General features: G+C 43.2%; 20 protein-coding genes. 8 read left to right on the top strand and 12 right to left on the bottom strand.

Annotation, left to right across the window (positions count from 1 at the left end; all coding sequences use genetic code 11):
• Nucleotides 1-187: 187 nt before the first annotated feature.
• Nucleotides 188-1363, bottom strand: coding sequence for a homocysteine biosynthesis protein (locus JGK39_RS13725; RefSeq protein WP_293261322.1), 1176 nt, complete (start codon nucleotides 1361-1363; stop codon nucleotides 188-190).
• 272 nt (nucleotides 1364-1635) lie between these two features.
• Between JGK39_RS13725 and JGK39_RS13720 the strand changes: the two genes are divergently transcribed.
• A complete protein-coding gene (locus JGK39_RS13720) occupies nucleotides 1636-2262 on the top strand; it encodes a Uma2 family endonuclease (RefSeq protein WP_293261319.1) in 627 nt (208 codons plus the stop codon).
• A gap of 483 nt (nucleotides 2263-2745) precedes the next feature.
• On the opposite strand, the gene JGK39_RS13715 is transcribed toward JGK39_RS13720, so the two are convergent.
• Entirely contained in the window at nucleotides 2746-3921 is a 1176-nt protein-coding gene (locus JGK39_RS13715; protein WP_293254324.1) for an AI-2E family transporter, read from the bottom strand.
• Nucleotides 3922-4045: 124 nt separating this feature from the next.
• Nucleotides 4046-4663 carry a Uma2 family endonuclease gene (locus tag JGK39_RS13710; RefSeq protein ID WP_293254321.1) on the bottom strand — a complete coding sequence of 206 codons (618 nt, stop codon included), beginning with the start codon at nucleotides 4661-4663 and terminating at the stop codon, nucleotides 4046-4048.
• Between the two features lie 469 nt (nucleotides 4664-5132).
• On the opposite strand from JGK39_RS13710, the gene JGK39_RS13705 reads away from it, so the two are divergent.
• On the top strand, nucleotides 5133-5711 hold the full coding sequence (locus JGK39_RS13705) for a Uma2 family endonuclease (protein ID WP_293254318.1): 579 nt from the start codon (nucleotides 5133-5135) through the stop codon (nucleotides 5709-5711).
• A 404-nt stretch (nucleotides 5712-6115) separates the two neighbouring features.
• Nucleotides 6116-6364: a type II toxin-antitoxin system ParD family antitoxin gene (locus JGK39_RS13700; protein WP_293254315.1), complete on the top strand. Its 249-nt coding sequence runs from the start codon at nucleotides 6116-6118 to the stop codon at nucleotides 6362-6364.
• Nucleotides 6365-6378: 14 nt separating this feature from the next.
• Here JGK39_RS13700 and JGK39_RS13695 read toward each other — a convergent pair whose 3' ends face one another.
• Nucleotides 6379-8565, bottom strand: a complete 2187-nt coding sequence (locus tag JGK39_RS13695; RefSeq protein WP_293296623.1) for an O-linked N-acetylglucosamine transferase, SPINDLY family protein — start codon at nucleotides 8563-8565, stop codon at nucleotides 6379-6381.
• Between the two features lie 52 nt (nucleotides 8566-8617).
• Here JGK39_RS13695 and JGK39_RS13690 point away from each other — a divergent pair, with 52 nt between their 5' ends.
• The 4 genes from JGK39_RS13690 (at nucleotide 8618) to JGK39_RS13670 (ending at nucleotide 14119) form a co-directional block, all read left to right on the top strand.
• On the top strand, nucleotides 8618-8902 hold the full coding sequence (locus tag JGK39_RS13690) for a hypothetical protein (protein ID WP_293254309.1): 285 nt from the start codon (nucleotides 8618-8620) through the stop codon (nucleotides 8900-8902).
• A 67-nt stretch (nucleotides 8903-8969) separates the two neighbouring features.
• Entirely contained in the window at nucleotides 8970-10304 is a 1335-nt protein-coding gene (locus JGK39_RS13685; protein WP_293296621.1) for a class I SAM-dependent methyltransferase, read from the top strand.
• A gap of 99 nt (nucleotides 10305-10403) precedes the next feature.
• A complete protein-coding gene (locus tag JGK39_RS13680) occupies nucleotides 10404-10931 on the top strand; it encodes a type IV pilin-like G/H family protein (RefSeq protein WP_293296620.1) in 528 nt (175 codons plus the stop codon).
• Nucleotides 10932-11092: 161 nt separating this feature from the next.
• On the top strand, nucleotides 11093-14119 hold the full coding sequence (locus JGK39_RS13670) for an FkbM family methyltransferase (RefSeq protein WP_366048880.1): 3027 nt from the start codon (nucleotides 11093-11095) through the stop codon (nucleotides 14117-14119).
• Nucleotides 14120-14201: 82 nt separating this feature from the next.
• On the opposite strand, the gene JGK39_RS13665 is transcribed toward JGK39_RS13670, so the two are convergent.
• The 4 genes from JGK39_RS13665 to JGK39_RS13650 form a co-directional block, all read right to left on the bottom strand.
• Complete coding sequence (locus tag JGK39_RS13665) at nucleotides 14202-17855, bottom strand: tetratricopeptide repeat protein (RefSeq protein ID WP_293296618.1); 3654 nt, start codon at nucleotides 17853-17855, stop codon at nucleotides 14202-14204.
• Between the two features lie 74 nt (nucleotides 17856-17929).
• On the bottom strand, nucleotides 17930-20947 hold the full coding sequence (locus JGK39_RS13660) for a methyltransferase domain-containing protein (protein ID WP_293296616.1): 3018 nt from the start codon (nucleotides 20945-20947) through the stop codon (nucleotides 17930-17932).
• Between the two features lie 72 nt (nucleotides 20948-21019).
• On the bottom strand, nucleotides 21020-22279 hold the full coding sequence (locus JGK39_RS13655; protein ID WP_293296614.1) for a class I SAM-dependent methyltransferase: 1260 nt from the start codon (nucleotides 22277-22279) through the stop codon (nucleotides 21020-21022).
• 81 nt (nucleotides 22280-22360) lie between these two features.
• On the bottom strand, nucleotides 22361-22720 hold the full coding sequence (locus JGK39_RS13650) for a tetratricopeptide repeat protein (protein WP_293296612.1): 360 nt from the start codon (nucleotides 22718-22720) through the stop codon (nucleotides 22361-22363).
• Between JGK39_RS13650 and JGK39_RS13645 the strand changes: the two genes are divergently transcribed.
• Nucleotides 22720-22986, top strand: a complete 267-nt coding sequence (locus JGK39_RS13645) for a hypothetical protein (RefSeq protein ID WP_293254301.1) — start codon at nucleotides 22720-22722, stop codon at nucleotides 22984-22986. The genes JGK39_RS13650 and JGK39_RS13645 overlap by 1 nt on opposite strands.
• Here JGK39_RS13645 and JGK39_RS13640 read toward each other — a convergent pair.
• The 4 genes from JGK39_RS13640 to JGK39_RS13625 form a co-directional block, all read right to left on the bottom strand.
• Nucleotides 22933-23688 carry a Uma2 family endonuclease gene (locus JGK39_RS13640; protein ID WP_293254299.1) on the bottom strand — a complete coding sequence of 252 codons (756 nt, stop codon included), beginning with the start codon at nucleotides 23686-23688 and terminating at the stop codon, nucleotides 22933-22935. The two genes, JGK39_RS13645 and JGK39_RS13640, sit on opposite strands and share 54 nt — an antisense overlap.
• A 157-nt stretch (nucleotides 23689-23845) precedes the next feature.
• A complete protein-coding gene (locus JGK39_RS13635) occupies nucleotides 23846-24430 on the bottom strand; it encodes a Uma2 family endonuclease (protein WP_293254297.1) in 585 nt (194 codons plus the stop codon).
• A 42-nt stretch (nucleotides 24431-24472) separates the two neighbouring features.
• Nucleotides 24473-25255: a Uma2 family endonuclease gene (locus JGK39_RS13630; protein WP_293254295.1), complete on the bottom strand. Its 783-nt coding sequence runs from the start codon at nucleotides 25253-25255 to the stop codon at nucleotides 24473-24475.
• Between the two features lie 82 nt (nucleotides 25256-25337).
• Entirely contained in the window at nucleotides 25338-26132 is a 795-nt protein-coding gene (locus JGK39_RS13625; RefSeq protein ID WP_293254293.1) for a Uma2 family endonuclease, read from the bottom strand.
• Nucleotides 26133-26245 lie beyond the last annotated feature (113 nt).

The raw sequence follows: 26245 nt of genomic DNA, 5'->3' as shown, positions 1-26245 counted from the left end.
CCCATGCGTGCAGTTTTTCACCAGAAGGCTTCAATCTAAAATCTAGAATCCTGGGCGCGCTCGCAAGGAGCAGAAACCGGGTTTCTTGACCAAAACTATCGCTTTCAGGCAAAGCCGGCGACAAGAAACCCGGTTTCTCAGACCTTGTGCGTCCAGGACTAATCTAAAATCAACAATCTAAAATTGTTTATTCAATCCTGACTTGGGCGCCCCACAAATCTTGTGGGAGAAACACTCTGTCGGCTGGTAGGGGAGCAACTGGGGCCGTGAGAGTAAATTGACCAGCTTCAATTTGCTGCTTCAATTCCACTGCTACTTGCCGCGAGAGAAACATACTCGCCAGCGGGGCGGCCCGCACTGGTTTGCCCTCGATGAGAATGCGACCTGTTTTTAATTGAGCGTAACTGACTAAACCGAATGTGGGACGCACGCGCCGGGGGATAGAGAAATCTACCACCGGCGCGACTATTTTTTTGTCTGAGACTGCACAGTGGGCGACGACTGTTTCGTTTAAGACGGGGAAGGGGATGCCGACTCCCAGCATCAGGGATGGGCCGTAGTTTTTGAAGTAGCAGCCGCGCACCCATTTGGAGTTCATTTGTTTGGCGTCGCCGATGAGTGCCAGGGTGGCGGCTGGGCCGATGGGAGTCCCGTTGGGCTGCCGTTTTTGCAGCGGGAAGTGCTGGGTTCCTTCCCAGGTGATGTAGCCCTGAGCGCCTCCTAGGAAGATGCGGGTGCCGATGCCGATGAGTTCGAGGTGGGGGTCGTTGAGCAGGGGTGACATGGCTCCTAGGCTCGAATAGACGGCGTTGCCGAGGTTCGGTTGCAGGGGGCCGAGGTAGGTGAACAGCGGGCGATCGCCCCCGTTGACTCCTACAATAAAGTTTTGATAGGCGTTCCGGGGATTGAATAAATAAAACTGGTTGATGGTATCGCGGGTAATCGTGGTTTCAAAGGAGGCGCGGGGGTAGCAGTCTGTAACTTGCCCCAGCGCCCGCAACTGCACGGGTTTGCCGGCGATTAAGTCTTCGATGACGTGTCCGCCGCCCCGTTCCCGCGATTCTTCGCCGTCTTCGGTTACTTGGGTGGCTCCCAGGTACAGGTCTACGGCACCGAAGCCGGAGTAGGCTAAAACGCCGTCCAGCCAGCACTGCCGGATTTTAATCGGGGGGTCGGTATGGCCGAGGTTGATGATGGCGCCGGAGGATTCCATGGGCTCGAAGGTGCCGGCGGTAATCACATCGACTTGTTTGGCGGCTTGGGTAATGCTGGTTTCTCTGACTCTTGTTTTGAGTTCTTCGATTGTCCAGACTGTGGCTTTGCCTTGGCTGATTTTATCGTTGATTTGGTCGATCGATCTCATATATTTTAGATTTTAGATTTTGGATTTTAGATTTTGAATTGATTTTGGATTGATGGATTGTCGAAGGAGCGAAATGCTGTTTTGGCGATCGGTCTAGATTTAAATTGAAAGGAAGACATTATAACGGATCTGATAATATCATAATAAAACTGAGGCTAAGAAACCCGGTTTCTTAGAAAATCTTGGGTTCGATCGCGATAAATATGGTCAGAAACCGAGTTGATGAGGATGATTGCATAAGTCCTACATAAATAATATAAGGAGCGAGCTCCATGACTCAAGCGATATTAAAACCAGTCACCTTCGATGAATTTATTGACTGGTATCCTGAAAATTCGATAAACCGTTACGAACTGCACAATGGAACTATTGTTGAGAAGCATAAAGCAACCGGAGAACATTCAGAAGTAGCTGGCTTCCTGTGCCTGAAGCTAGGGATGGAAATCGAGAGGCTGCGGTTGCCCTACTTCGTACCGAAAGAATGCGTTGTTAAAGCTGATAACGAGTTATCTGGTTACGAACCGGATGCGATCGTTTTGGACAGGCAAGGGACGGACAGCGAACCGAGATGGAAAAAGCAATCTATCATTACAATGGGTAGTTCTGTCCGGCTAATTGTGGAGGTTGTCAGTACCAATTGGCGGGATGATTATGGCTACAAATTGGTTGATTACGAAGCTTTGGGCATTTCTGAATACTGGATTGCGGATTATTTTGGACTTGGCGGCCGACGCTATATTGGCAATCCCAAACAACCTACTTTTTTTGTTCACCATTTGGTTGATGGCGAGTATCAACTTAGTCATTTTCGGGGGACTGATAGGATTGTTTCGCCCACATTTCCCGAGTTGAATTTGACGGTGCAACAGATTTTTAGCGCTGGTAGAGATGCGGTTTAGAGTGCTATGGTTTAAGATAGTTATTCAACGGTCGCAGTACCATAAGTTTACTAAGTTTGTAGTGAGGACTTCAGTCCTCTATTTGGAATAAAGAAGGACTGAAGTCCTCACTACAAACCTGTTGACTAAGTTTGTAGTAAGGACTTCAGTCCTCTATCTGGAATAAAGAAGGACTGAAGTCCTGACTACAAACAATAAAGAAGGACTGAAGTCCTGACTACAAACCTGTTGACTAAGTTTGTAGTGAGGACTTCAGTCCTCTATCTGGAATAAAGAAGGACTGAAGTCCTGAATACAAACCTGTTGACTAAGTTTGTAGTGAGGACTTCAGTCCTCTATCTGGAATAAAGAAGGACTGAAGTCCTGACTACAAACCTGAATTATTGAATTTCATCAGCAGCGTCATTTACTAAGTGGGTAGTGAGGACTTCAGTCCTCTATCTGGGGATAAAGAAGGACTGAAGTCCTCACTACAAACCTGAATTATTGATTGGTAGTATCGTCATTGTCTGCATCATCGGAGATGTCTGGTTTGTGTTCGGGTAACTTTTCTGACCGGCTTTGTGTGACTCCTATAGATTCATATTCTTCGTGGATAGCCGAATCAATTGCGGCCAACCTTTTAGGATTGGCGTCCCACTGGTTGAGAATGTCTTTAATTAGCGCTTCCCTAATCCAAACTTGAGCGACAACTGTGAGGGGGAGGGCTAGCAATAAGCCTAAAAATCCAAAGAAGGTGGCGAAGAATACTTGAGCTATTAATGTTACTGCGGGCAGCAATGATACTTGCTGTGCCATGACGTAGGGGGTGAGGATGTTGCTTTCAAACTGTTGAATTAGAAAGTAAAGGATGAGGACTAAACCGGATTTTAACGGAGTGTCTAAAAGTGCGATCGTCATTGGCGGGATGACGCTGATAGTAGGGCCAATATTCGGAATTAAGTTCAGAAATCCTGCTACTACAGCGTGAGCTAGCGGTAGCGGAACTTGCAAAACAGACAAGCCAATTAAGCTCAAAAAAGCAATCACACTCATGCTAATTAAAGCGCCGATGACCCACCTACCGAGAGCTATTTCGCATTCATCTAAAATACCCTCGATTCGCCGCCGATAAAAAGAGGGAAATAGTTGTATAAATGCTTTGCGGTAAGAGAGGGGATCTGCTAAGGTCATCAAGGTCAAAACTAAGACTAGCAAAAAACTCAGGATAACGCCTAATGTGTTGCCGACAAATGCTCCTGCACCCCCAACGAGTTGGTTGAATAAAGGTTGCAGTTGTCGCATAATGTCGTTAACATCGAGATTGGGCAGCCGTTGGCCGATTTGTCCCGAGAAGCGAGTTTCGATTTGATCTACCCAATCATTTAATCTTGCTATTCCTTGAGGGGCTCTTTGGGTAAGTTGTTGGAATTGCAGGGCGAAGGGCGGTACAATTATCAGGAACAAGCCTACGAAGACGAGGAATAAGAAGGTAATTGAGCAGAGTACGGCGATCGATCTTTTGAGTCGGAATTTTTTTTGTAAGTAGCGTGCTAGTTTGTTTAAGGCCGTGGCTAAGACGATGGCAGCAAACAGCAGCAGTAGGGCTTGCCTGATTTGCCAGAGGATGTAACAAGATGCGATGAGGGCTAATAAGCCGATCCACTGTCCTAGCTTCATGCGATTTTTAGATATTATAACGGGGAATTGCCGACGTTGCTTTAGACGCTTTTGCAATCGCGTCTCTACAAGATAGCTTAAATGCGATCGCCTCTTTACAATATACTCCTACAACGCAGCCTCCTCAATTCCCTTTGGCGAACACCTGCTGCGCTGTCAGATTCAATTCTGGGAAAGTTGGCGACTCAATCACCTCAGCCCCTCTGAATTGTTTAACTTGGTATTCCCCGTCAATTAGTTGGTAAACCGAAAAAGTTGGTTGCTTTGGATTGCCGATAAACCGTCTGCCGCCCAATCCTAGATAGTCTACAATCCAATATTCATTGATGCCCATTGACTCGTAAGCCTCTAGTTTTAGGGAATAATCATCCGCCCAGTTGGTGCTAGTTACTTCTACGATTAGGGGGACTGATGAACCCATTGTAATAATTGATGATTTCTCCCATCGCGGCTCGTTTCCAATGGTTTGTTCGTTGAGTACAATTAGATCGGGTTCGTATCCAGATTCCTCGCTGATGGGTTTGATGACAGATTCTTTGGGGATGAAGTAGGGCAATTGTAGCCGTCTGATTTCAAAATTGAGATCGGCTACGATAAAACCTGTCAGTTTAGAATGTTTGCCTGTTGCTTTTGGCATTTCAACAATCTCTCCATTGTGAAGTTCGTAGTGATGTTCTGAGTTTTCAGGATACCAGTCAATGAATTCATCGAATGTTACAAATTCTGGTAGGGCTTGAATCATGGTGATGGCCTCAAGTTTGGTTGCGATAGTTGTGCTGGGCTGAGATTTAGTTGCCTTTAGATAAGTCTAGCTCGATCGCGCTTCTCGATCGCACTTCTCGATTTTGTCTCTACTGCACAGAAGTGCGATCGCTCTTTCGAGGGCAGCCTTGTCCCTAGAATTGACCTTTAGTTGTATAATTAGGCATTGAGACTATGATGCCAACTGTCTGCTGGGGGTGGATGTGGGGTTGGAAGGTAACGAAAGGGCGATCGAACTGAGATATTGCACCATGTGAATCAGTTTTTCAAGGGCGGGCGAGACGCCCACCCCACAATAAGCTTAATATTTTGTGGAACAGGCATCTTGCCTGTTCTTCAGACAGGAAAGAGGCGATGAATGAGGAGATTGCCGGAAAGATTACAGCTTACCGGAGAGGTAAATCTTAATTGTTTAAGATGATTCCAATAGTTTAATAAAGGTTCGCATAATGACACAGACACTTTTACGCCCGCTAGACCAACGGTTGATTCATTCTGGGATTAGCTGGGAACAGTTCAAACTAATTGAACAGGGGTTTTCTGACTCCCCTGGAATCAAGTTGTTTTATTACAAAGGAGAGGTAGAAATCTTGGCAGTTTCAGAAGACCACGAAGCAATAAGTCGCATCCTCACTATTCTTTTAGCTCTTTACTTTGACATCAAAGATATTGAATTTAAACCCACAGGAAGCCGTACTCTAGAAACAGAAGGCGAAGCTTCAGTACAAGCTGACGAATCATATCTTATTGGTAGGTCAACTGGAACTCCTCCCGATTTATCTGTAGAGGTTGTATTCACTAGCGGTACTGTGAAAAAATTGGAGCGCTATCGAGTATTGGGAGTTTCTGAAGTTTGGTTCTGGGAGGATGGTGTATTGGCTATGTATCGCTTGGGTTCTGAGGGTTATGCAAAAATTTCTGCAAGTGTTGTTTTGCCAGATTTAGATATTAATTTGCTGTGTCGCTGTTTGCTGATGGCTTCGAGTGTGGAAGCTATGAGGGAGTTTCGGAGAGGAATTGTTGGTTAGGGCGATCGCACCTACAGCAGATCCCGCGTTTATGAAGTACACTCAAGATCGAGATCCATCCCCGTAGGGACACCGCACCGTGCCTTTCGTCGTGTCAACTTAACCCGCTTTCCCACAGTCCGCCAGGGACTGAAGTCCCCCTCTTATAGCGAAAGTCCTCTTGCATAGGACTAAAGAACTCATTAGGAATCATGTAAAAATAAATGGCGTAACTTTTTAATTGGAGCCTTTAAATTTAGATACGGTTTAGCAATGCACTTGATCGAGTTATTTTTACACGGATCCCTAGTCCTCTTTAGAGGACTTTCGCTATGAGGCAGGGGTTTAAACCCCTGCCGGACTGTGGGTTTAAACTCAAGCTATGAGTGCGATCGTACATTACTATTTTGAACAGGAAAGAGGCGATGAATGTTGTTTTAAACCCAGAATTAGAGCAGTTGATTCAATCTCAGTTAGACACGGGAAAATATGAAAATGTAGAAGCGGTGCTTAGAGAAGCGTTAAGGCTTTTGTCTGAGCAGAATACTCGCCGCATCATCGCTCGTAAAGTCAAGGAATTATTTGATAAAACGCAAGCTATACCAGAGGTTCAAGAAATTACCGAGGAGGAGATTGCAGTCGAGATTGAAACTTACCGGAGTTCCCAGGGATAGGAAATAAGATTGCTTTAACTTTCAAGTCTTTCTCGAACAACTCGTTGATAAAAACCCTCTAAAGCTGTCACACAAACTTTATCGTCAAACAGACGATCGTGTCGCTGACTCATGCGTTGTGCAATATCTCGCCGCCACTCTGAATCTAAACCCAACTTGACAGCTATTTGAATATATTCCTCTTCGTTTTGGGCGATTGTGTCTGTTACTCCCAGCATCTTGAGAAAGCTATAAGCGTGCATTCCCCGCATAAATTCTCCCGGACAGGTTACTATAGGTAAATTGCAGGCGATCGCCTCCAAAGACGTATTTCCCCCCGACCAAGTGAAAGTATCCAAGAAAACATCGGCAAGAAAGTTCATGGCTATATACTCTTGTCGAGTTGCAATCGCTCGGAACAGACAGTAATCTTCGCTGTCGAGATTAACAGCAGCAAAAGCCCGCTTGAGCCGTTTTCGCAACAGTTCGCCGCGCGGAAAAATAAACTGAGCTTGGGGAACGCGGCGGGCAATTTGTGCTAAAATAAAATCATATTGCGGTAAGTATTTGAAAGGAGCTTGGCAGCAAAAGTAAATTATTGCATCTTCTCGCAGGTCAAAATCTAAGCGACTGTTGTTTAATTCTCCCACGAGTGGTTTTGGGTAGGAAACCCCAATATTAGGCAACTTAACTAAAGTTTCTGAGTAATGCAATTGTGCATTTTCCGGTTCCATCAATTCGCTGGAAATAAAATAGTCAACTGTGGGCAAACCAGAGGTAACAGGATGTCCCCACGCCGTACATTGTATCGGTGCAAGGCGTAAAGCTGCTATCTGGATAGTTGGTGCATCCATGCCAATTTCAGGGAATACCAGAATATGCAATTTGTCATCAATAATTTGTTGGCATACAGCTTCCAAGTTGTGAGGAATATGGCGAAATATATGGCTGTATTCGCGAAATTGTTCTGTAATTAGATCGGGTTCGTTACCCGTGTAGTAACAGTAAATTTCTAATTGTTTCGTATCGGCATAGCGCAACCAGCCGGTCAACCATAAAGTGCCGCTGTAAGAATGCAAGTAACTAGAAACATAACCGACTCTAATTTTGCCATTTTCCGCCAGCGAAGGCATCTGTCGCGGTTCCACCCACTGGGGATAGTTCGCCGCCATAATTTGATGCACTAAATTGGCATATTTTGATTGCGATTCCACAACATTGTGGGCTTGATAGGCTAGGTAAAAATTAGTGAAACTCTGCAATCCGAAAAAAGCATTTAGTTTTTCTTGTGGAGTTTTCAAAGATGTTTGCTGAATCAAGCTTTCTAATTCTCTGACAAATCTCTTCCGGTAAGTTTGAATTTCACGTAAACTATTGTAAATTATCGGTAATGTTAAGTGGCTAAAAAGTTTAAAAACGTATTCATTCGGGAGAATCTCTGCGGCTATTTCTGCGTGGGAAATAGCTTTTTTTGTTTGTCCGCTCTGCTGGCAAATTTTGATGAGTTCAAAGTGCAGTTGTCCGGCTGTACGATGACAACGAATTCCGTGTTCAAGGATAGCGATTGCTGCTGAGATTTTATTAATTCTTCGCCAGCAATCGCTGAAGTTCAAAAATAGTGCTACATCTCCTACTTGGAATTGCGAAAATCTTTGATACTGCTTAATAGCTTCTTCATATCTTCCTTGAGAGTAGAGTGTGTTAGCCAAATTTAGGGCCCTTGATGCTGGTAATTCCAGGGTTATATGGCTAAGTTTATCCTGTTCCAATAGTGGGAGAATTTCTGCGCCGGATAAGGCTAGTGCTGTTTGATTTTCCGCAGTCATCTTAATTCTATATTGAATCTGTGGCACAAGATTTTGCCACTGGCTTTGACTGAGGTTTTCTAATAAAATAATTTCCGGTTCTACGCTTGACTCTAAATCTTCTTCCATGCAGAGATTCATGAGAATCCCGGACAAAATTAAATGAGCGTCTAACTCAGAGTCTTCTGAAATTTCTGTGCTATCTATTAAGAGAGCTAGATTGTGGCGATCGCGATGAGTGACAATACTTTTAATAATTGCGGCCAACTCTAAATATAGCAATTCTTCTGGTTGGCTCCAATCGGGGAAAATGAGCAAGTTTAAGGGTTTGAGATTCAAGGTGGTTAGATCCATGCGATCGTCTGTCCTGTATTGTTGGGTATTGTGGGGCTTTTGGTGTTGTGTACGACTGCTCAACTCCTACCTCGGCTGCTGTTGCCATGCCCGCCAGCCGAGAATCGCAGCTAGGATGATACTGGGGGTAAACACGGCGATGAGGGCGTTGAAGTCGGTTGAGGCTATGGATAAGCTGGGCCCTGCGTACTTGATGGCCAGGGAAAATGCGGCGGAGAAGGAGAATACTTTGAGGATGGGGCTGATGTTGGTGTTCATGGATGTGCTGGTTGGTTGTATAATCTGTTTTTGGGCGGGGGTGGGAAACTTTGACCTTAACTATTATGGCAATGCTGTGGTCTTGTTTGGTGTGGGGTTTGGGGAAAAGTGCGATCGCTTTTTCCCTACGCTCCAAGGATGAAATGCCTTTTCATCTTAGAATGTGTAACTACCACAGCACAATTTTGCAGAATCGGGGGTAATTCAGAATGGAAAATCAAGAATCAGAGTTAATAGAAAAAATTCGTCAACAATTTGACAATGCTCCTTACCCGAGAATTCCCCTCGAACAATCTCCCAAGAAAGACTATGAATTGTTATATATTCACAATCTAGTAACGGCTTACTATTTAAGAAATCAACAAGTTATAGAAACTGAAGGTAAAGTTATACTAGACGCCGGCTGCGGCACAGGCTACAAATCCTTGGTTTTGGCAGAGGCGAATCCGGGTTCGAGAATAGTGGGCATTGACCTGTCGGAAGAATCGGTTAAGTTAGCCCAAAAACGCCTGCAATATCATGGATTTGAAAATGCAGAGTTTCACGCACTTTGTATTGAAGAATTGCCTAAATTAGAATTGAAATTTGACTATATTAATAGTGACGAAGTTATTTATTTGTTGCCCGATATAAAAATTGGATTAAGTAAATTAAAATCCGTTATAAAACCTCATGGAATAATTCGTACTAATTTCCATAGCTCGCTACAGAGGGCTGTATATTTTCGGGCGCAGGAAGTTTTCAAAATGATGGGATTGATGGAGGAAAACCCCAGGGAGTTAGAAATAGAAATAGCCAGAGAAATTCTGACAGCTTTGAAAGATGATGTCATGCTCAAGATACAAAGCTGGGATCGCAATGCTGCGCAGACTGAAGAGTGGATGCTAATGAATTATTTATTTCAAGGCGATAAAGGCTACACCATCCCTGAAATGTTTTCGGCCCTGCGAGCCACTGATTTAGAGTTCGTCAGCATGGTAAATTGGCGGCGATGGGATTTGCTCGCTCTTTTCAAAGAGCAAGACAATTTACCAGCTTTTTTAGCTATGAGCCTGCCAGAAACTTCTGTAGAAGAGCGGCTGCATTTATTTGAATTATTGCATCCTGTCAACCGTCTAATTGACTTTTGGTGCGCTCATCCCAATCAGGCTCAGTCCTTTGTACCTGTTGATGAATGGACTTTATCTGACTGGGAAGATGTGCGGGTACACCTGCATCCTCAGCTAAAAAGTTTTCAGGCGACAGAAGATTTGATCCACTGTATTAATAGCCAAAAACCCTTCGAGATCAGCCGTTATGTCCCTTTACCCGCTTTAGTACCTATTATCATAGAAAGCCATGTGGCCGCTTGCTTGCTACCGCTGTGGGAGAGTCCTTGTCCTGCTAAGTCTCTCATGGAACGCTGGCTCAAGCTCAAACCCCTGCATCCGGTTACTATGCAGCCAGCGAGCGAAAAGACAGCTTGGGATGAAATCAAGGAAGTCTTGAGTAGGCTGGAAGCGTTTCTATACCTGCTTTTGGAGCGTTCAGCCCGCCCCAGCTAACTTTTTTTAGGACAGGATGATATGAAAAAGATCGAAAGTGGGTAAGTTACACTCAGGAGTTAGAAATCAAGCATCCCGCGCCTCTAGGAGAAACAACCAATGAAAACTGAATTAAAAGCCAAGTTCCTGCAACACCTCAATCGGAGAAGACAAGATAAAGGTTTTACTCTGATTGAACTGCTGGTCGTTATTATCATTATCGGTATTCTGTCGGCCATTGCCTTGCCTTCCTTCCTCAACCAAGCTAACAAAGCGAAGCAGTCTGAAGCTAAGCAGTACGCGGGTTCGCTGAATCGCGCTCAACAAGCAAAATATGCAGAGAATGGTAACTTTGCAACTAACGTTGAGACTACTGCTCTGGGCATTAAAACTCAAACTACTAACTATACATATGCTGTGGCCCCAACAACTGCAGGTACCCAGACAGTCGCCACCGCAACACCTTTGAGCGAGTCTCTCAAAGCCTATGCAGGAACAGTAGCTTTGAGTACCGGCACCGGTGATAAAACTACTGTAGCCATATTGTGTGAAGCTCTCTCCGCAGGAGCGGCAGGAACAGGAGGGGTGTCTAGTACGGACGGTGCTTCCACTTGTCCTAGTGGTACTGCGACGGTAGTCTCGAAGTAAAACAGCCATCGTGGCGAGAGGGGGTTTTGGCAGCATAGCTTCAACCTTATAAGAAAGTGGGTAGTGTTTAGGTACGCTACCCACTTTCTGTAGAGCGTCAACAATGTGTAAAGACTAAAATAAGGGAAATCTTTATGACAACTCAAATTAGTAGAAACTCAATGCTAGGGTCACTACTTCAATTAAAGCAGTTGGGTTTAAAACCTAAAACAGTTATTGATGTAGGTGCGGCATTAGGAACTCCTCCACTATATACGGCTTTTCCTGAATCAAGACATTTTCTGATAGAACCAGTAGTAGAGAATGAACCTTATCTAGCTAAACTATGCAACAAGCTTGAAAATGCCGACTATATTATTGCTGCTGCTGCTAAAAAATCTGGAAGTGTATCTCTTCAAGTTTCTCGTCATCTTGTTTGGTCGTCAATAGAGGACGGTAGTAAGACTCAACAGGAAAATTTCTCTGTAAAAAATGCCTCATGGTTGAGGGAGGGCGAATTATTGAGAGCTACTCAAGATTCTGAATTAAGGACTATATCAGCTATTACGCTAGATGAAGTATGTAAAGAACGAAGGCTGTCAGAACCTTACTTAATTAAAGTGGATGTTGATGGCGCTGAATTGGATGTTTTAACAGGTGCTATTCAAATTTTACAGGAGACAGAATATGTGATAGTAGAAGCTACAATATTCGAGCAAATGTATGATGTAATCAATTTTATGAAATCCCAGGGATTCATAATATATGATATTGTCGATCCTCACTACCAACCTTCAGATGCGGCCTTATGTCAAATAGATATGGCTTTTGTAAAAAAATCGGGTAAATTCAAAAAAAATAGTCGTTATTGCGCCACGAGAGAACAAGAAGAATTATTAGTCAAACACCTTGAAGTGTATCGAAAAGTATTAAAATCAGAAATCGAAAGTTTAGGTGAATCTATTTCAATTAAAACAGAATTTGAATTATATAATCCAGATTTTTGGCAGCAAAAAGCACAGGACTATTTGATTCAAGGAAATTACCGTATGGCTGCAAACCTGTACGAACAGGCGATTGAAGCTGAACCGGATACTAAGTCTCACTATTGGCATTTGGGGTTGATCTTACTATTGGACGGGCAAGAGGTAGAAGCCCAAACAACTTGGCTGTTGGGGATGGCAGAGGGGGAACCAGACCAAATCGAGATGTGGACAGCACAACTGATCGAAGTGTTGCAAGCGGAAGCAGAGCGGAGGCGGTTGGATATCGGTGACTATGGGGTGGCTTGGGCAATCCGCCAGCACATACGGGAAATCAATCCCACAGATATTAACAATCTGTTGCATTCGATCGGACTGTCCATCCTGCTTGAAACGTACACAGGAGAGGAACCGAGTTCTCTAGGGGTGATTGAAGCACTTCAGGCGAAGCCGCCGATCGTCGGGGTAGACTCTGAATTATTAATGCAAGTTTTGAAGAGTGTTTTAGATTTCGATGCTTTGCATCCGTGCTCTCTAGAATTCGCGGAAGCTTGTGTGGCTCATGTCCACAATCCTCAAGTTTTCATCGAAATCGCAATCACAGCCTCGGTGGAAATTGCTCACTCTGCACTGATACCAAAATTAGCAGTAAAGTTTGGTGAACTAGCTCTTAGTTTAGATGATAAGAATTTAGGTATTTTGCAGCAGTTGGCTGTTTTTTACCAGAATGCGGGGCAATATGATGAGGGTATTGAGGTAGCAAAGCTGCGCTATTCATTATCGCATGAGTTACCAGACAAAGTTTTTTCAAATCATCAGATTATGCGGGGTTTGATGAGTGCAGGTGGATATTGGGAAGAGTTCAGTACGGTTATTAAACGGCACAAATTATTGCTGGAGTCACTGATAGCTCAACAATCAACATCGCTTCACCCAATTACAGTTCAAAACCTGTTTCTTACCTCCTTCTTTTTCCCGTACTTTCAGGATGATCCGAAAACGAATAGACCAATTCAAAACCAACTGTCTCAGTTGTGCCAAGCAAATGTTCAAACATATGCTAAGGAGCAGGCAGAGCGATACCGACAGCGACAATTATCTCGTAAAAGCCTGGGTGTTGCTGCCAAGCCTTTGAAAATAGGCTACGTATCTCATTGTCTCAGAAGACATTCTGTAGGTTGGTTAGCGCGATCGCTGTTTCAGTATCACGATCGCGATCGTTTTCAAATTTATGCGTATTTCATGGGCAATAAAAAAACGCAAGACTCTTTACAAGAATGGTATGTCAGTCAGGTATTTAAAGCATACAAAGGCGGTATTTCTGGGATTGAAATAGCCGAGCAAATCGATCGAGATGAAATCGATATTCTGATCGATCTCGACAGTATAACTATAGATATTAGTTGTGAGACAATGGCGCTCAAACCTGCACCTGTTCAAGTGTCTTGGCTGGGTTGGGATGCTTCAGGATTGCCTGCGATTGACTATTTTGTGGCAGATCCCTATGTTTTACCGGAGTTCGCCCAAGATTATTACACAGAAAAAATCTGGCGTTTGCCTCAAATTTATATAGCTGTGGATGGTTTTGAGGTGGGTGTCCCAACTCTGCGACGCGATCGGTTAAATATTCCTAGCTATGCTGTCGTATATCTTAGCGCTCAGAGGGGCTACAAACGTCATCTAGATACAGCACGACTACAAATGAAGATTCTCAAGGAAGTCCCAAACAGTTACTTTTTAATCAAGGGAGCGGCAGACGAAGACTCGATGAAAATATTTTTTAATCAACTAGCCGAAGAGGAAGGGGTGGAGTGCGATCGCCTGCGGTTTTTGCCAGAGGTTGCTTTAGAACAAGTACACCGAGCCAACTTAGGCATTGCGGACGTGGTGTTGGATACCTATCCTTACAACGGAGCCACAACCACTCTAGAAACTCTCTGGATGGGGATTCCTTTAGTGACGCGAGTGGGAGAGCAGTTTGCCGCTCGCAACAGCTACACCATGATGATGAATGCTGGCGTTACAGAGGGGATTGCTTGGACTGATGAAGACTATGTGGAATGGGGCATTCGTTTGGGGAAAGATCCTGTTTTGCGACAGCAAATATCTGGGAAACTGCGACAGTCGAGGCAAACATCTCCCCTGTGGAATGCTGAAAAGTTTACCCGCGAAATGGAAAATGCTTACGAACAGATGTGGCAAAGGTACATTGAGGGAGGACATTGACCCATCCAGCCTCCGGTACAACCGTGAATCGTTGGTCTTCAAAGTTTTAATTGCACAATTTATACTCGGTTTTCAACACCTGCTATTTGTAGCCTATTGCCACAATATTGAAGTTTTCTCGACGTACCTCTAAATCGCCGAAGCCAGCTTGCTGCATTTTGTCACTAAGGCTCTTGGCTGTGAATGCTGTATGGTGAGCCATGTAGTAATTGCCAGAAGCGATCGCTTTCCTAAAACCATAGAACATATCAATGGCTGCGATCGGGTCAGCAGGAGAAATATACAGAGGAGAATCTTCTAAGTTGCCCTCAGCTACAGCCTCTGCTGCTACCTGGATATCTGGAACAAGAATCATGGCGAAGCCCCCAGGCTTTAAAACGCGATGGAATTCTGCTAAAACAAGGGGTACTTGATGATAATAAACGTGTTCCACATTGTGAGATGAATAGACGGCATCAACTGACTCGCTAGGTACAGCACTCATCTGTGTGATGGAACCGATGATATCCGGCCTCACAGCAGGGTCAATATCCAGTCGCACTTCTTGCCATTCATCGGTACGGAAGGTTTCAGGTAAACTATCTGGACGATAAGGCCCGCACCCAACATGGAGTACAGCCTTAGTTAAGCTATTTTGAAAGAGAGCTTTTGGCAAGGTCAACGGTGCTGTTTCTTGTTGCTTTAGCCTTTCTTGCACAACTTGTTCGTAAAATTGCTCGAGTCCTTGGACACAGGTTTTGTCTTCATAAAGATAAGCATGACGATCGCTCATTGACTGCGAGATATCCTGTCGCCATTGGGGGTCTAATCCCAATTTCACGGCAATCTCAATATACTCTGCTTCATTTTGGGCAATCGTATCTGTCACTCCTAACATTTTCAAGATTCCACAGGACTGACGACCTCGCATCAACTCACCCGCACAGGTCACAATAGGTAAATTGCAGGCAACTGCATCAAAAGTGGTGTGACCTCCCGAAAAACTTAAGGTATCCAGAAAAACATCTGAATTTAACATCAGACTGGTGTAACTCTCCCAGTCTTGACCGGGCAAAAATACACAATAATCCTCGCTATTCAAATTAACGGCTGCGAAGGCTTCGTGTAACCGCTGGCGAAATTTTGTTTCTAGAGTTGTAGAGGCATCATTAAAAAACTTCGATCTAAAGACAAATACAAGCTGAGCTTGGGGAACTCGGCGAACTATTTCCACAAAGATATAATCGTACTGGGGTAAATATTTAAAACTTAATTGACAAGATAGATAAATGACAGCCTTATCGCCAAGCCGAAAATCTGAACGAGTTTTAGTTGGTTTAGGAATCAACGGTTTTGGATAGGAAATTCCCAGATTGGGGAGCCGAACTAATTGTTCTGTATAGTGTTCTTGGGCATTTTCTGGTTCGAGCAAGTCACCAGACAAGAAGTAATCGATGGTTGGCAATCCAGAGGTAACGGGATGTCCCCAGGCAGTACATTGAATTGGAGCCAAACGCAGGGATGCCAATTGGGTTGTCGGTGCCCACATCCCAATAGCTAAAAATACTAGAATATGCAACTGGTCTTTGAATATTTGCTGACAAACTGCTTCTAAGTTGTCAGGGATGTAATAATAAAAATCACTTAACAACCTAATTTTTTGAGTCGTGGAACCTATGCCTAAATAAGAACCTGTATGGTAGCAGTAAATTTCAAACTTGTCTCGGTCGCAATTCTCTAGCCACCCTAATATCCATTTAGTTGCACTAGAATTACCCAGTGCATCCGAAAGATAACCAATCCGAATTTTGCCATTATTTTTAATGGGTGGCATCGGCATAGGAGCTACCCATGCAGAATAGTTAGCTGCCATAACTTTATGAATAAACTTCCCATACTGTTCTGGCAATTCTCGGTCATGGTAACCTTGATAAGAGAGGTAAAAGGTTGCAGGGATGCTCGCCGTAGCGGTTAAGGCGCTTTTTCTGGCTTCATGACTGTCTAATTTAGTTCGCTCGATCGCATTTTGCAGTCCTAGAATGAATCGCTGACGGTAAAAAGCTATTTGTTCATAATTTTCATAAAACGATGGCAAGATTAATTGGTTTATGATATAAAGAGACAAATCATCGGGGTGAGAATTAGAGGCTTCTGTGGCGGTGGCAATTGCTTCTTGAATACGACCACTTTCATTCAAAAACTCTATCCTGATGCGGTAAAAAGCGGTCTCGTTTGGATATTTTTTGAGTCCCTGTTGAATAATGCTGAGACTTTCTTCTTCCTGATTAAACTTATTTAAAGAAATTGCCAGGGTTAGATAATCATTTGGCTCTACGTCTTGATTGATTTCTAATAATCTTTTAAAATAATCAACAGCTTCTTCATAATTTCTACGTCTATAGTAAGAATAACCAAAATAACTCAAGGACAAAGCTTTCTCCCCTTTAGCTTCATAAGCTAATCCTAGATTGTTTAGAATGTCAGGATCGCGCGGCTTGAGAGTCAAAGCTTTTAGATAAGTCTCAATTGCTTCATCCCAACTACTATTAACCATTAGCGTATTGCCCAAATTTTGATAGCTGCCAAAATCATTTGGATTTTCTTGAATCGCTTGACGATAAACATTCTCAGCTTCTTCGATGTGTCCTGTTTGAAGCAAAATATTGCCGAGATTGTTGTAAGCGTCGGTATTTTTGGGATTGAGTGCGAGCGCCTGCCTGTAAGCCTCAATTGCTTGCTCATAATTAGAGGTTTTTTCTAAAACCAAGCCAAAGCTATAATGAATTGCAGCTTTTGATGAGTCTATTTCTAAAGATTTTGCAAGGGCATCCATTGCTTCTTGATAGCGTTCTGTCAGGTAGTAGATAATTCCCAAATTCATCCAAGCAGCCGCATTATTGCTTTCATAAAGCAATATTATTTTATACTTTTGCTCCGCTTCCGCATATCGATGCCCGTGAGTTAATACTCCCGCTTCTGTAAAAAGAGCATTTACTGATTCTTGCTGATGTTTTAAGTGAGTTTCTCTCAGAGCTTCTATGACGACGTGACTGTTGCACTTATCTGTGAGACAATTATCATTATTAATTCCATCAATACCCCAGATTAAAATAGATATACCATTCCAAAAATTGTCATCACAGAACTTTACAGTCGGCAAATTAAGTACAATTTTACATCGCTCGTTAGTCGCTGTAAAATCTAAGATCGCTTGCTGAACATGCTCGGAGTTAGCATTACTTAAAACAATTAGCGCCTGGTTTGCCAGAAAAGGTTTGACTAAAAGTAAAGCTAAGAGTTGAGAGCGATAGTTATAACTAGCATCGTAAAAATAAACGCCTATTTTTTCATCCAATCCTAGCTGTTGCAGCTCCCCAAAAAACTCCTCAAAGTCTTGATTGCAAAAAAATACTTGCTCCTCCAGATTAAATTTAGATAGATTATTTGTAAGTTTTTCTAGGTTTTCACCAGACTCGTCAAATTCCGAAAAATTATCTATGGCATAAGCCATACAGTCGGGACGATCGAGGAGGGCGCCGATTAAACTAGCTCCCCGGAAGCAACCAATCTCACAATAAACTTCCCCCGGTTCCATGCAGTCTACAGCAAAATTTAGCAACTGCATGATATTTGCTGTTGTCATTCCCTCCACTTGTTCAAGTACCAGCCCACATCGCTGAGACTTCGGCTGCACGGAGGGGAGACTCCAGTTATCGTAAAGATTGGGAAGCTGTTCGATAAATCTTTGAAAGTCCATAAAAATGTAATCCTTAAGTTAGATTGGTCACTATGCCGCTGTCCGTGTCTCCTTGTCTGAGAAACAAAATCATACTATTGCATAACCCATGCTCCGGTTCGTAACTGAACAACTTTCTTGTTGCTCAAACTAACGAGTTCACATGACGGAAGAGTTTGGGCTGCGAGACTTGCGATCGCCTCTATATTCTCATTTTCCAATGCAATCCGAACGTGAAGGTTAGAAATGATAATTTCCCGCTGAATTTCGCTCAATAGTCCCAAAAGAGTAATTTCTGGGCCTTCTGAAACGTCTAAATCCTCTTGCATCAAAAGATTCATTGCCACGCTGGATAAAGCCAAATTAGCATCTTCGTCAGAAATGTTGCTGCTGTCTACCAGCAAAGTCATCTTACTTTTGTCAGGGTGAGTTGCGAGGGCGCCGATCGCCTTCGTTAACTCTCGAAATAAAGTATCTTCCGATTGACTCCAATCTGGGAAAATAATGAGGTTTACCTCTCTTAACTTGAGGTTATTGCTCAGAGAAGTTGCTTGTTGCGATCGGAAGAGTTCTTGAAACAGAGTTCCCATTTTAGCAGAGTATGTACGGCTGTCTAAAAATTTTGGATTACTTTGCATTCGCTGCTCGATCAAATAACTCTTTTGTTGGCGCAATTCACGGTTTGTACCAAGTGCGATCGCCAACTCGATATATGACTCTTCATTTTCCGCAATCAACTCATCAACTTGCAATTCTTTCAAAAGCGCCAATCCTACCCTAGATCTGAAAGTGCTACCTCCCATAGCAACCGTTGGTAGACCAATAGTCAATGGATCTAGCAGCGATGTTGCACCAGCAAATGGATAAGAATCTAAATAAACATCACCCAGCTTCAAACGTTCTAATACATCAGCGCGGTTCGGAACGCAATCAAGAATGATTAATTGCTCTTCGCTCAAACCATACCGAGCAAAACTAGCAGCTAAACGCTTCTGAAAAGCGGCAACAGCGTAATTTGAAGACCAGTTAGGATTAAATGGATAAAGAACCAGCTTGGAGTTAGGTGTACTAGCAACTATCTTTGTCCAAACTGCTTCTACTTCAGGAGTAATTTTGTAAAAATTAGAACCCGAAATATAAACTACCGTATCCTCAGCAATGCCTAAATTTTCTCTATTAACGCTGAGTGTAGCTGTAAGCTGTTCCTCTGTCGCAAAATCATAACAGTGAGCCGACCCATCTAATGCAAGTAGAGTCTCTGTATAATGCTGCTGAGGATCATTTTCTGGCTCGCTAAATAAGCCTGAGACATAGTAATCTACATGACGCATCCCAGTTGTGATACAGGAACACACATTAGCAATCTGTATCCGCGCTAGCCGATGCAAAGCCAGCCATGCTATGGAATTAGCCCCTGCTGTAACGTTGGTGGCAATCAGAATAACATCTAGGTCTCCATCGCGAATAGTTTGAACTTGACTCGGTAAATCTTGGGGCAGCAAAACCATAGCATCAGCGTGACCCCCGCAATACCGCTCTAGTCGATGATTGCCTGCCTGTACCGTGTAGAGAATAATTTCAAATAAATCTCTATTTAAGTGCTTGTAAACTGGCAATGTGGCAAAAGTTTCTGTCTGTGGCTGAAAATGGGCTGCCAAAATTCCTAGGCGAATCTTGTTTCTTTCGGGCAACCTCTCAGGAAAATCCCAGTCAATTTGGTGTCCGCCAATTTTTAAGACAAATTCCAGTATCTCAGCGCGCTTTTTACAGATATCTTTCAGATTTTGACTATTAAAGTAAATAGGAATGAAGTTAGCAAGTTTATAAAAACAAACAGCCACATCCTGCCACAGTTGTGATTCTTGGTTGCTGAAGATGTTTTGGTGGAGGTAATCTACCCATTTTTTTGCGTAGTGGTAATAACCATCTGCTTCTCCAACTTCCTGAAATAAACGTGGATACTCAAACATGAATGTCAGATAGTTATTGAGCAACCATTGGGGAATCCGAGGAATCTCATACAACAACGGCAATTGAGCGGCAGGCTTGTACAGCATAGCAGCTAGCAAATAAGGGATAGCTTTCGGAGCATCAAATCCTCTGGAAAGCTCTGCTGCTATTTCATCCAAAAACCTCTCTTCTGTATCTGTAAGTTGTTCATTTTTAATCCCGCTGTTCAGCAACATTCGATGTGCTTCTCCTAACTCTCCCAAGTAAGAGCTTTCTAGTTCACTTTCGGCTAAATTTAGCCAACAATCAGCAACTTTTTTCCTAATCAAACGCAAATCTTGTAGTGCAGAATTTTTCCCAAAATTTATCTGATAGTTTTCACAGGACAATAGAACTGTAGACAATAGAGATTCTGTTGCTCTATCAGCAAGACTTTCTGTTTCCGTTAATCCGATTGAACCTTCAACTAAAGATACACCTTCCTCAACTTTCTCAATGTTGTTTTTATAAACTGTTTCTTTCTTTTTGAATATCAAAGCAATAAATGTGTATTCTATCCCTTGCCAAATAATAGTCTGCTCTGAACAGCCCGGAATATTTATATCTTCGTTTAAGCAAAATCCATAATCTTGAGCTATGTCAATTAACTCTTGTATATCTGCTTCAGAAAATACTTTCCAGGGCAACCCCAGAGGATTAATTTCCCCAACATCCTGTTTGTCTGCCCAATAATCAGTCGTCAAAAATAGTAATCCATCGTTTTTTATAATTCTGTTAACTTCATTAAATAAGTCTTTTAAATCTACGCCGTGTTCGATCACAGAAATACTGATTGCCGCGTCAAAAAAATCGCTCTCAAAAGTGGTATTTGTAATATCTCCCTGATAAAGATTAGCTGGGAAATCTCTCCCTCCCTTGAAATCTAGATCGAAATCTATTCCATATAGGTTTGTGAATCCAAGGCTAATTAAAAAAACCAGAGTACACCCGGGACTACATCCAAGATCGACAATTCGAGAATTCCTATTTTCCGAGGCAATAGTTTCGTAAAGTAGGGACAAGTCCCAATTTTTCCGAGTGTCCGAGTGTGTTGGGAGACCTTGGCGCTGTAGAGTGAGAGTTGCGTCACCGATTTCTTGCCAATTTTTCAGAACTTTAATCATAAAAATGACTTTTTTCCTATTTTCTATTACTCTGCTAGTCACCAATACATCAATCGCTACTTCGAGGTAGGCTTAGTATTTAAGAATTTCAATGTTTGGGAGAGGGAATATCATCCCTATTCCTTTATTCAAAGATTCTTTCTCGCGTTTGATAAATTCTTCTTTAAAGTGCCAAGGTAACACTAGATAATAATCGGGGTTCATAGCCCTTGACTCTTCTTCGCTGACAATGGGAATATCAGTACCCAGAGTATAAGCGCCATATTTATCTGGGTTTCTCTCCGCAGCAACATCTATAATACGATGATCGATTCCACACCATTGTAATATAGTATTGCCTTTGGTTGAAGCACCGTATAGATGAATCGTCTTGCCTTCTTTTTTCAATTTTTTAAGTAACGAATTCAGTTCTTCTTTATGTACGTTTATACGGTCTTGAAAATTTTTGTATGGTTTATCGGTATCTAGCTCCATATCAAATTCTTCTTGACGCAACAGATTGATGCGCTGCAAAGCTTCTTTGTTCTTAAATGCAAAATTATCGATATGTGTCGCATAACAGCGAATACTGCCACCGTTGATGTCGTTGACGAGAGCATCGACTATCTTCAGTTCTGCTTGTTTCAGAATATACTCCAGCACTGCCAAACTGTAATATTCCAAATGCTCGTGGCAAATAGTATCATAAGAATTCATTTTTAGCATGGATGGCATATATGACATTTCTAATATCCATACCCCATCAACATCTAGCGATTTTTTAATTTCTTGGCAGAACCTGACAGGATTTTCAAGGTCGTAAAACATGGCGATAGATGTAATAATATCAAATCTTTCGCCTTTCAGGAGTGTTATGAGTTCTTCCGAAGGAAAAATATCTTGAATAACAGTAATATCTCCAGTAATTTCTTGAGCTAAGTCAGACGGATCTACTCCAAATTTGATAAATTCTTCTGGATAGCACTTGAGCAAAGTGCCGTCATTGCAACCAATGTCCAAGACAAACGCTTTGTCTTTGCCAATTAGCGATGAAGCCTCTTCTGCAATTGCCTGCAAGTGACTTCGCATAGTCTGATTTGTACCGGAACGATACCAGTAGGCGGAATATAACACTTCTGGGGGCACAGTATGTTCCATCTGAAGCAAACCGCAGGCTTTTTCGTCTTTCAGCGGGTCACAGCGCACGAGAGAAAGAGGAATTTTTCTGAATGGCGGTTCTTCTTTTCCTGGTTTTATGAATGAACCTTGCAGATGCTGATCACCCAGATTGATAACATTTGTAAGAGCCGAAGAACCACAGACACGGCAAGTTTTGCGATGGATTAGATGCATTAGATTCCCTTAAAAAACTTCAGTTGCAATGTTTATATTTTCCTCTACTTCCCCTTAGCCTGGGCCAACAGGGCCTGATAATCAGCGCGCCCGGGATTCAACTTCACCAACTTCTCCAAAGGCTCGCTCGATCGCCCCTACCCGATCATTCATCTCCAACCGGACATTTGCCAACCCCTCCAGAGCAGTCACATTCTGAGGTTCCCGCTGCAAAACCGTCTCATATCCCCGTTCCTGCACCGCCAGCACAGACTCCTGAGAAACAGCAGCAGCCACGGGTTTTTGTCGGTGCTGGCTGCTCAAACCGCTGCTGAACAGGCTCACCATACCCAAAATCGTAGAACCAGCAAAACCAGCCATCGATACAAACGCAAAAATCTGCTTAATTCGATCGCCCTTACGAACCCGACTATCACCAGATTTCTTCTGTATACTTTCCATTGCCAACCTTGACCGTAGCTGTTTTCCAGGCACTCACACTCGTACCTATCTCTAGATTGCCCAAGTTCGATCGCAAAACGATCGCCCTTTCCCATTTAAAATTTGAGAGCAACTTCAGCAACAACACAAAACCTGAGATTTGTCAAGGATATCTAGCTAACAATAGCACGCGGGCGATCGAGATCCGTGAAGTGCGATCGCCCGCTGATTTTTTAGCTGTTACCACCGTCAGGCAATTCGCCAAACCGATCTCGGTAACGCGCTAGCAAAGATTCGAGTTCAGCAGCACGCTGACTTTCTGCTTCAGCACGTTGACGTTCCGCTTCGGCACGTTGACGTTCCGCTTCGGCACGCTGACGTTCCGCTTCGGCACGCTGACGTTGCGCTCCCAATGCTGAGGCTAATTCATCAGGAAGCAGTAATTTTTCTCCATTATCTTCCCGATAAAAACCGATGACTTTTCCCTCTATTTCCAAACGCAGTCGCAACACTTCACTGCGACTGTCAGTAATTAATTGATAGCCATCTTCCCGCAGTCGATATCCCCGCAATTTTTCCGGTATCCATTGTCCTTTGGGGTCAAACAACCAATATTCCTGAACTTCCAAACTTTCGTACAAATCCTTTTTCGCAACTTTATCTTCCGACTGCGTGCCCGGTGACGTAATTTCAAAAACTACCTTCGGAACTTGCCCTTCCAACCAGATTTTATAATTATCTCTGCCTCCCGGTTCCACATCATAAATTACCATCACATCGGGTGCAGTGCGTAATTTTGGAAAACCTTCAGCGTAATATAAATATTGGTTTGCCAAAACCGTAGCACGCTGTCCGGCGAGGTATTGTTTGAGAACTTCTAAAGTGCTTAAAATTGCATAGAGGTGGTCGTAGGATTCTGCCACGGGTTTTCCATCCGCACTGGGGTAGACAATTTCAGATGATTTGAGGGTGGGAACGACTGCTGTCATGGTCGTGCTTCCTGTGAGTTGTAGCTCTATTATAAATCTTTTTGCTGCTGTTAATCATTCTGCGAGCGAAGCTTGCCAATAGTTGCGGTATGATTGCGAATTGATATCCAATCTCAATTCAAAAATTCCCAAAAATCGCAAATCCAAAATCCAAAATCTAAAATCGTTCGATCGCCCTTTTGAATTCTTTAACTGCCTCAACATGACTCGGCATATTAACACACCTGACAAGTAAATCAATATCGAGTTCTGGGAGCAATTGAGAACTCGCAATCTGTTCGTATCCTTCCTCTCCCAGAGCATACAGAGACAGTCGGCTGTTTTCCCAAAACCAGACTTCAGAAATTTGCAGGCGTTTGTAAGCCTCTAGCTTATCAATTCCGCCGCTAGTTACGACTACTTCGATCGCTAAATCTGGACGTTCTCTATCAGCACCCAATTCGTAAGACTTGTCTGCTTCACACTTCACTCGTTCCGATTCATTTTCTAAAGTCAACGAACCCGTTGGAGTGAAATCGATTCCTGCTTTCAGCAAATATGTTTCTACCAACGCACCGATACGTCCCTTAGTTATTTCGTGTTTTCTTCCAGCTTTTTGATGAATCTCCAGTATCCCATCTAAAAATGACAGCCGAACTCCGGGAATATCCAGCATCGGTTCTAAGGTTTTGAATTGTTCCCAGCTTAACCCTGGAAATCGCAACGGCAGATCTAATTTTTCTTCTAATATTGTTGCAGTCATGGCGCTCCTTAATTCCATCTAAAATCTAAAATCGATCGACCTTCAAATAACATCAGGATCGATACCCTGACTTATCAAGTATGCCATTAGGCGATCGGCGCGCTGTTGTTCCTCATCGGCTCGCTGACGTTCCCCATCGGCGCGCTGTTGTTCCTGTTCCACCCGTTCTGCACCCCACAGCAACAAATTGCCATTCTCATCCCACCAGCGCAACCAATAACCCCTTCTCTGAGATTTTTCCCCTTCCCAAACCCCCAAAAATAAACCCATTGATTCTATCCAAAATCGGCGATCGGCATCGGGTTCTTCTTGCAGTTCGTACTTTCCAGCAACCAAGCGGTATATGTCCAACTCTCCCGATCGCGGATCAAAAATTGCATACAGCGGAACCTGCAAAATTTGCTCGTAAAACCGCCACTTTCCATAAGGATATGTCGGTTTCACAGAATACCCAGTCTCGTCATCATCCTCATATATAAATTCCATCACTATTGCCGGTAATTCTCCCTGTGCATTGGGAGTATAACTGCGACGAATTTCTCCCGGTTCCGGAGGCAATACTGAGGAAACATACACCCAATCTGGTGCTTTTACAATTATTTTGTTGTTGACTTTGGCGCACAATCCAAAATTGGAACCTATCAGCATTGAAGGTTGGATAAATCCTGCGATTTCCAAAGATTCTCTGAGGGCTGCTACTAACAGTGGTTGGTCGATGTTTTCCACAGGCTCCTCTGGTAAGTTGAAATCCTCTGGCATTTTTTCCCAAGTTACTTCGTACTCGAACGGGGTTAGTTTTATTTCTGGTAATGATTTTTCCGTCATTGGTTTTGATTGTTGTGTTGCAATTAATTTTTGGGAGATTCTGAATTTTTGATTGAGAGTTAAGATCGATCGTCCCACCGCTTCAAATTGCATCGGGATCGATACCCTGACTTCTTAAATATGCCGCAAATCGATCGGCCCGCTGTTGTTCTTGTTCGGCCCGCTGTTGTTCCTGTTCGGCCCGCTGCTGTTCTTGTTCGGCCCGCTGTTGTTCCTGTTCGACTTTTTCGATACCCCACAGCAACAAATTGCCATTCTCATCCCACCAGCGCAACCAATAACCCCTCCTATGAGATTTTTCTCCTGACCAAACCCCCAAAAATAATCCCATCGATTCTATCCAAAATCGACTATTAGCATCTGGTTCTTGCTTTGTGTACTGTCCTGAAACCAAAAGGTATACTTCTAATTGTCCCGATTTAGGATCGAAGATTGCATAAACTGGAACTTGCAAAATTTGCTCGTAAAACCGCCACTTCCCGTAAGGATATTTTGATATTGTCGAATATTCACTGCCCTTAGTATCCGATAAAAATTCCATCACTACCGCCGGCACTTCTCCCTCTGCATTGGGAGTATAACTGCGGCGCACTTCTCCCGGTTGGGGTGGCAATACTGAGGGAATGTATACCCAATCTGGTGCTTTTACTATTGTTTTGTCGTTGACTTGGGCGCACAGTCCAAAGTTGGAAGCTATTAGCATTGAAGCTACGATCAATCCTGCGAGTTCTAAGGATTCTCTGAGGGCTGCTGCTAACAGCGGTTGGTCGATGTTTTCCACAGGATCGTCTGGTAATTTGAAGTCGTCTGGCAATTTTTCCCAAGTTATATTGTACTTGGTTTGGGTTGCGGGAGGTTTTGATAATGTTTGCGTCATTGCTTTTCCTTGTTTCGATTTAAAGATGTTTTTTTTAAGAAGATTTGCACAACTTGAATCTCGGGGTGCGCGCTGCCAACATTACTAAGTGAAACCTCTACAAGGCGCACATT

This window comes from Microcoleus sp. PH2017_12_PCY_D_A (genome assembly GCF_020738565.1).
In the GTDB taxonomy this organism is placed as follows: domain Bacteria; phylum Cyanobacteriota; class Cyanobacteriia; order Cyanobacteriales; family Microcoleaceae; genus Microcoleus.
This window is presented reverse-complemented; position numbering and strand designations above follow the sequence as displayed.

Bases quoted from the DNA above. Each gene is read 5' to 3' on its own strand.
- JGK39_RS13665 (WP_293296618.1), bottom strand. From the start codon at position 17,855: ATGGACTTTCAAAGATTTATCGAACAGCTTCCCAATCTTTACGATAAC.
- JGK39_RS13635 (WP_293254297.1), bottom strand. From the start codon at position 24,430: ATGACTGCAACAATATTAGAAGAAAAATTAGATCTGCCGTTGCGATTT.
- JGK39_RS13670 (WP_366048880.1), top strand. From the start codon at position 11,093: ATGCTAGGGTCACTACTTCAATTAAAGCAGTTGGGTTTAAAACCTAAA.
- JGK39_RS13680 (WP_293296620.1), top strand. From the start codon at position 10,404: ATGAAAACTGAATTAAAAGCCAAGTTCCTGCAACACCTCAATCGGAGA.
- JGK39_RS13630 (WP_293254295.1), bottom strand. From the start codon at position 25,255: ATGACGGAAAAATCATTACCAGAAATAAAACTAACCCCGTTCGAGTAC.
- JGK39_RS13725 (WP_293261322.1), bottom strand. From the start codon at position 1,363: ATGAGATCGATCGACCAAATCAACGATAAAATCAGCCAAGGCAAAGCC.
- JGK39_RS13710 (WP_293254321.1), bottom strand. From the start codon at position 4,663: ATGATTCAAGCCCTACCAGAATTTGTAACATTCGATGAATTCATTGAC.
- JGK39_RS13640 (WP_293254299.1), bottom strand. From the start codon at position 23,688: ATGACAGCAGTCGTTCCCACCCTCAAATCATCTGAAATTGTCTACCCC.
- JGK39_RS13625 (WP_293254293.1), bottom strand. From the start codon at position 26,132: ATGACGCAAACATTATCAAAACCTCCCGCAACCCAAACCAAGTACAAT.
- JGK39_RS13690 (WP_293254309.1), top strand. From the start codon at position 8,618: ATGATACTGGGGGTAAACACGGCGATGAGGGCGTTGAAGTCGGTTGAG.
- JGK39_RS13655 (WP_293296614.1), bottom strand. From the start codon at position 22,279: ATGCATCTAATCCATCGCAAAACTTGCCGTGTCTGTGGTTCTTCGGCT.
- JGK39_RS13705 (WP_293254318.1), top strand. From the start codon at position 5,133: ATGACACAGACACTTTTACGCCCGCTAGACCAACGGTTGATTCATTCT.
- JGK39_RS13660 (WP_293296616.1), bottom strand. From the start codon at position 20,947: ATGATTAAAGTTCTGAAAAATTGGCAAGAAATCGGTGACGCAACTCTC.
- JGK39_RS13720 (WP_293261319.1), top strand. From the start codon at position 1,636: ATGACTCAAGCGATATTAAAACCAGTCACCTTCGATGAATTTATTGAC.
- JGK39_RS13715 (WP_293254324.1), bottom strand. From the start codon at position 3,921: ATGAAGCTAGGACAGTGGATCGGCTTATTAGCCCTCATCGCATCTTGT.
- JGK39_RS13700 (WP_293254315.1), top strand. From the start codon at position 6,116: ATGAATGTTGTTTTAAACCCAGAATTAGAGCAGTTGATTCAATCTCAG.
- JGK39_RS13685 (WP_293296621.1), top strand. From the start codon at position 8,970: ATGGAAAATCAAGAATCAGAGTTAATAGAAAAAATTCGTCAACAATTT.
- JGK39_RS13650 (WP_293296612.1), bottom strand. From the start codon at position 22,720: ATGGAAAGTATACAGAAGAAATCTGGTGATAGTCGGGTTCGTAAGGGC.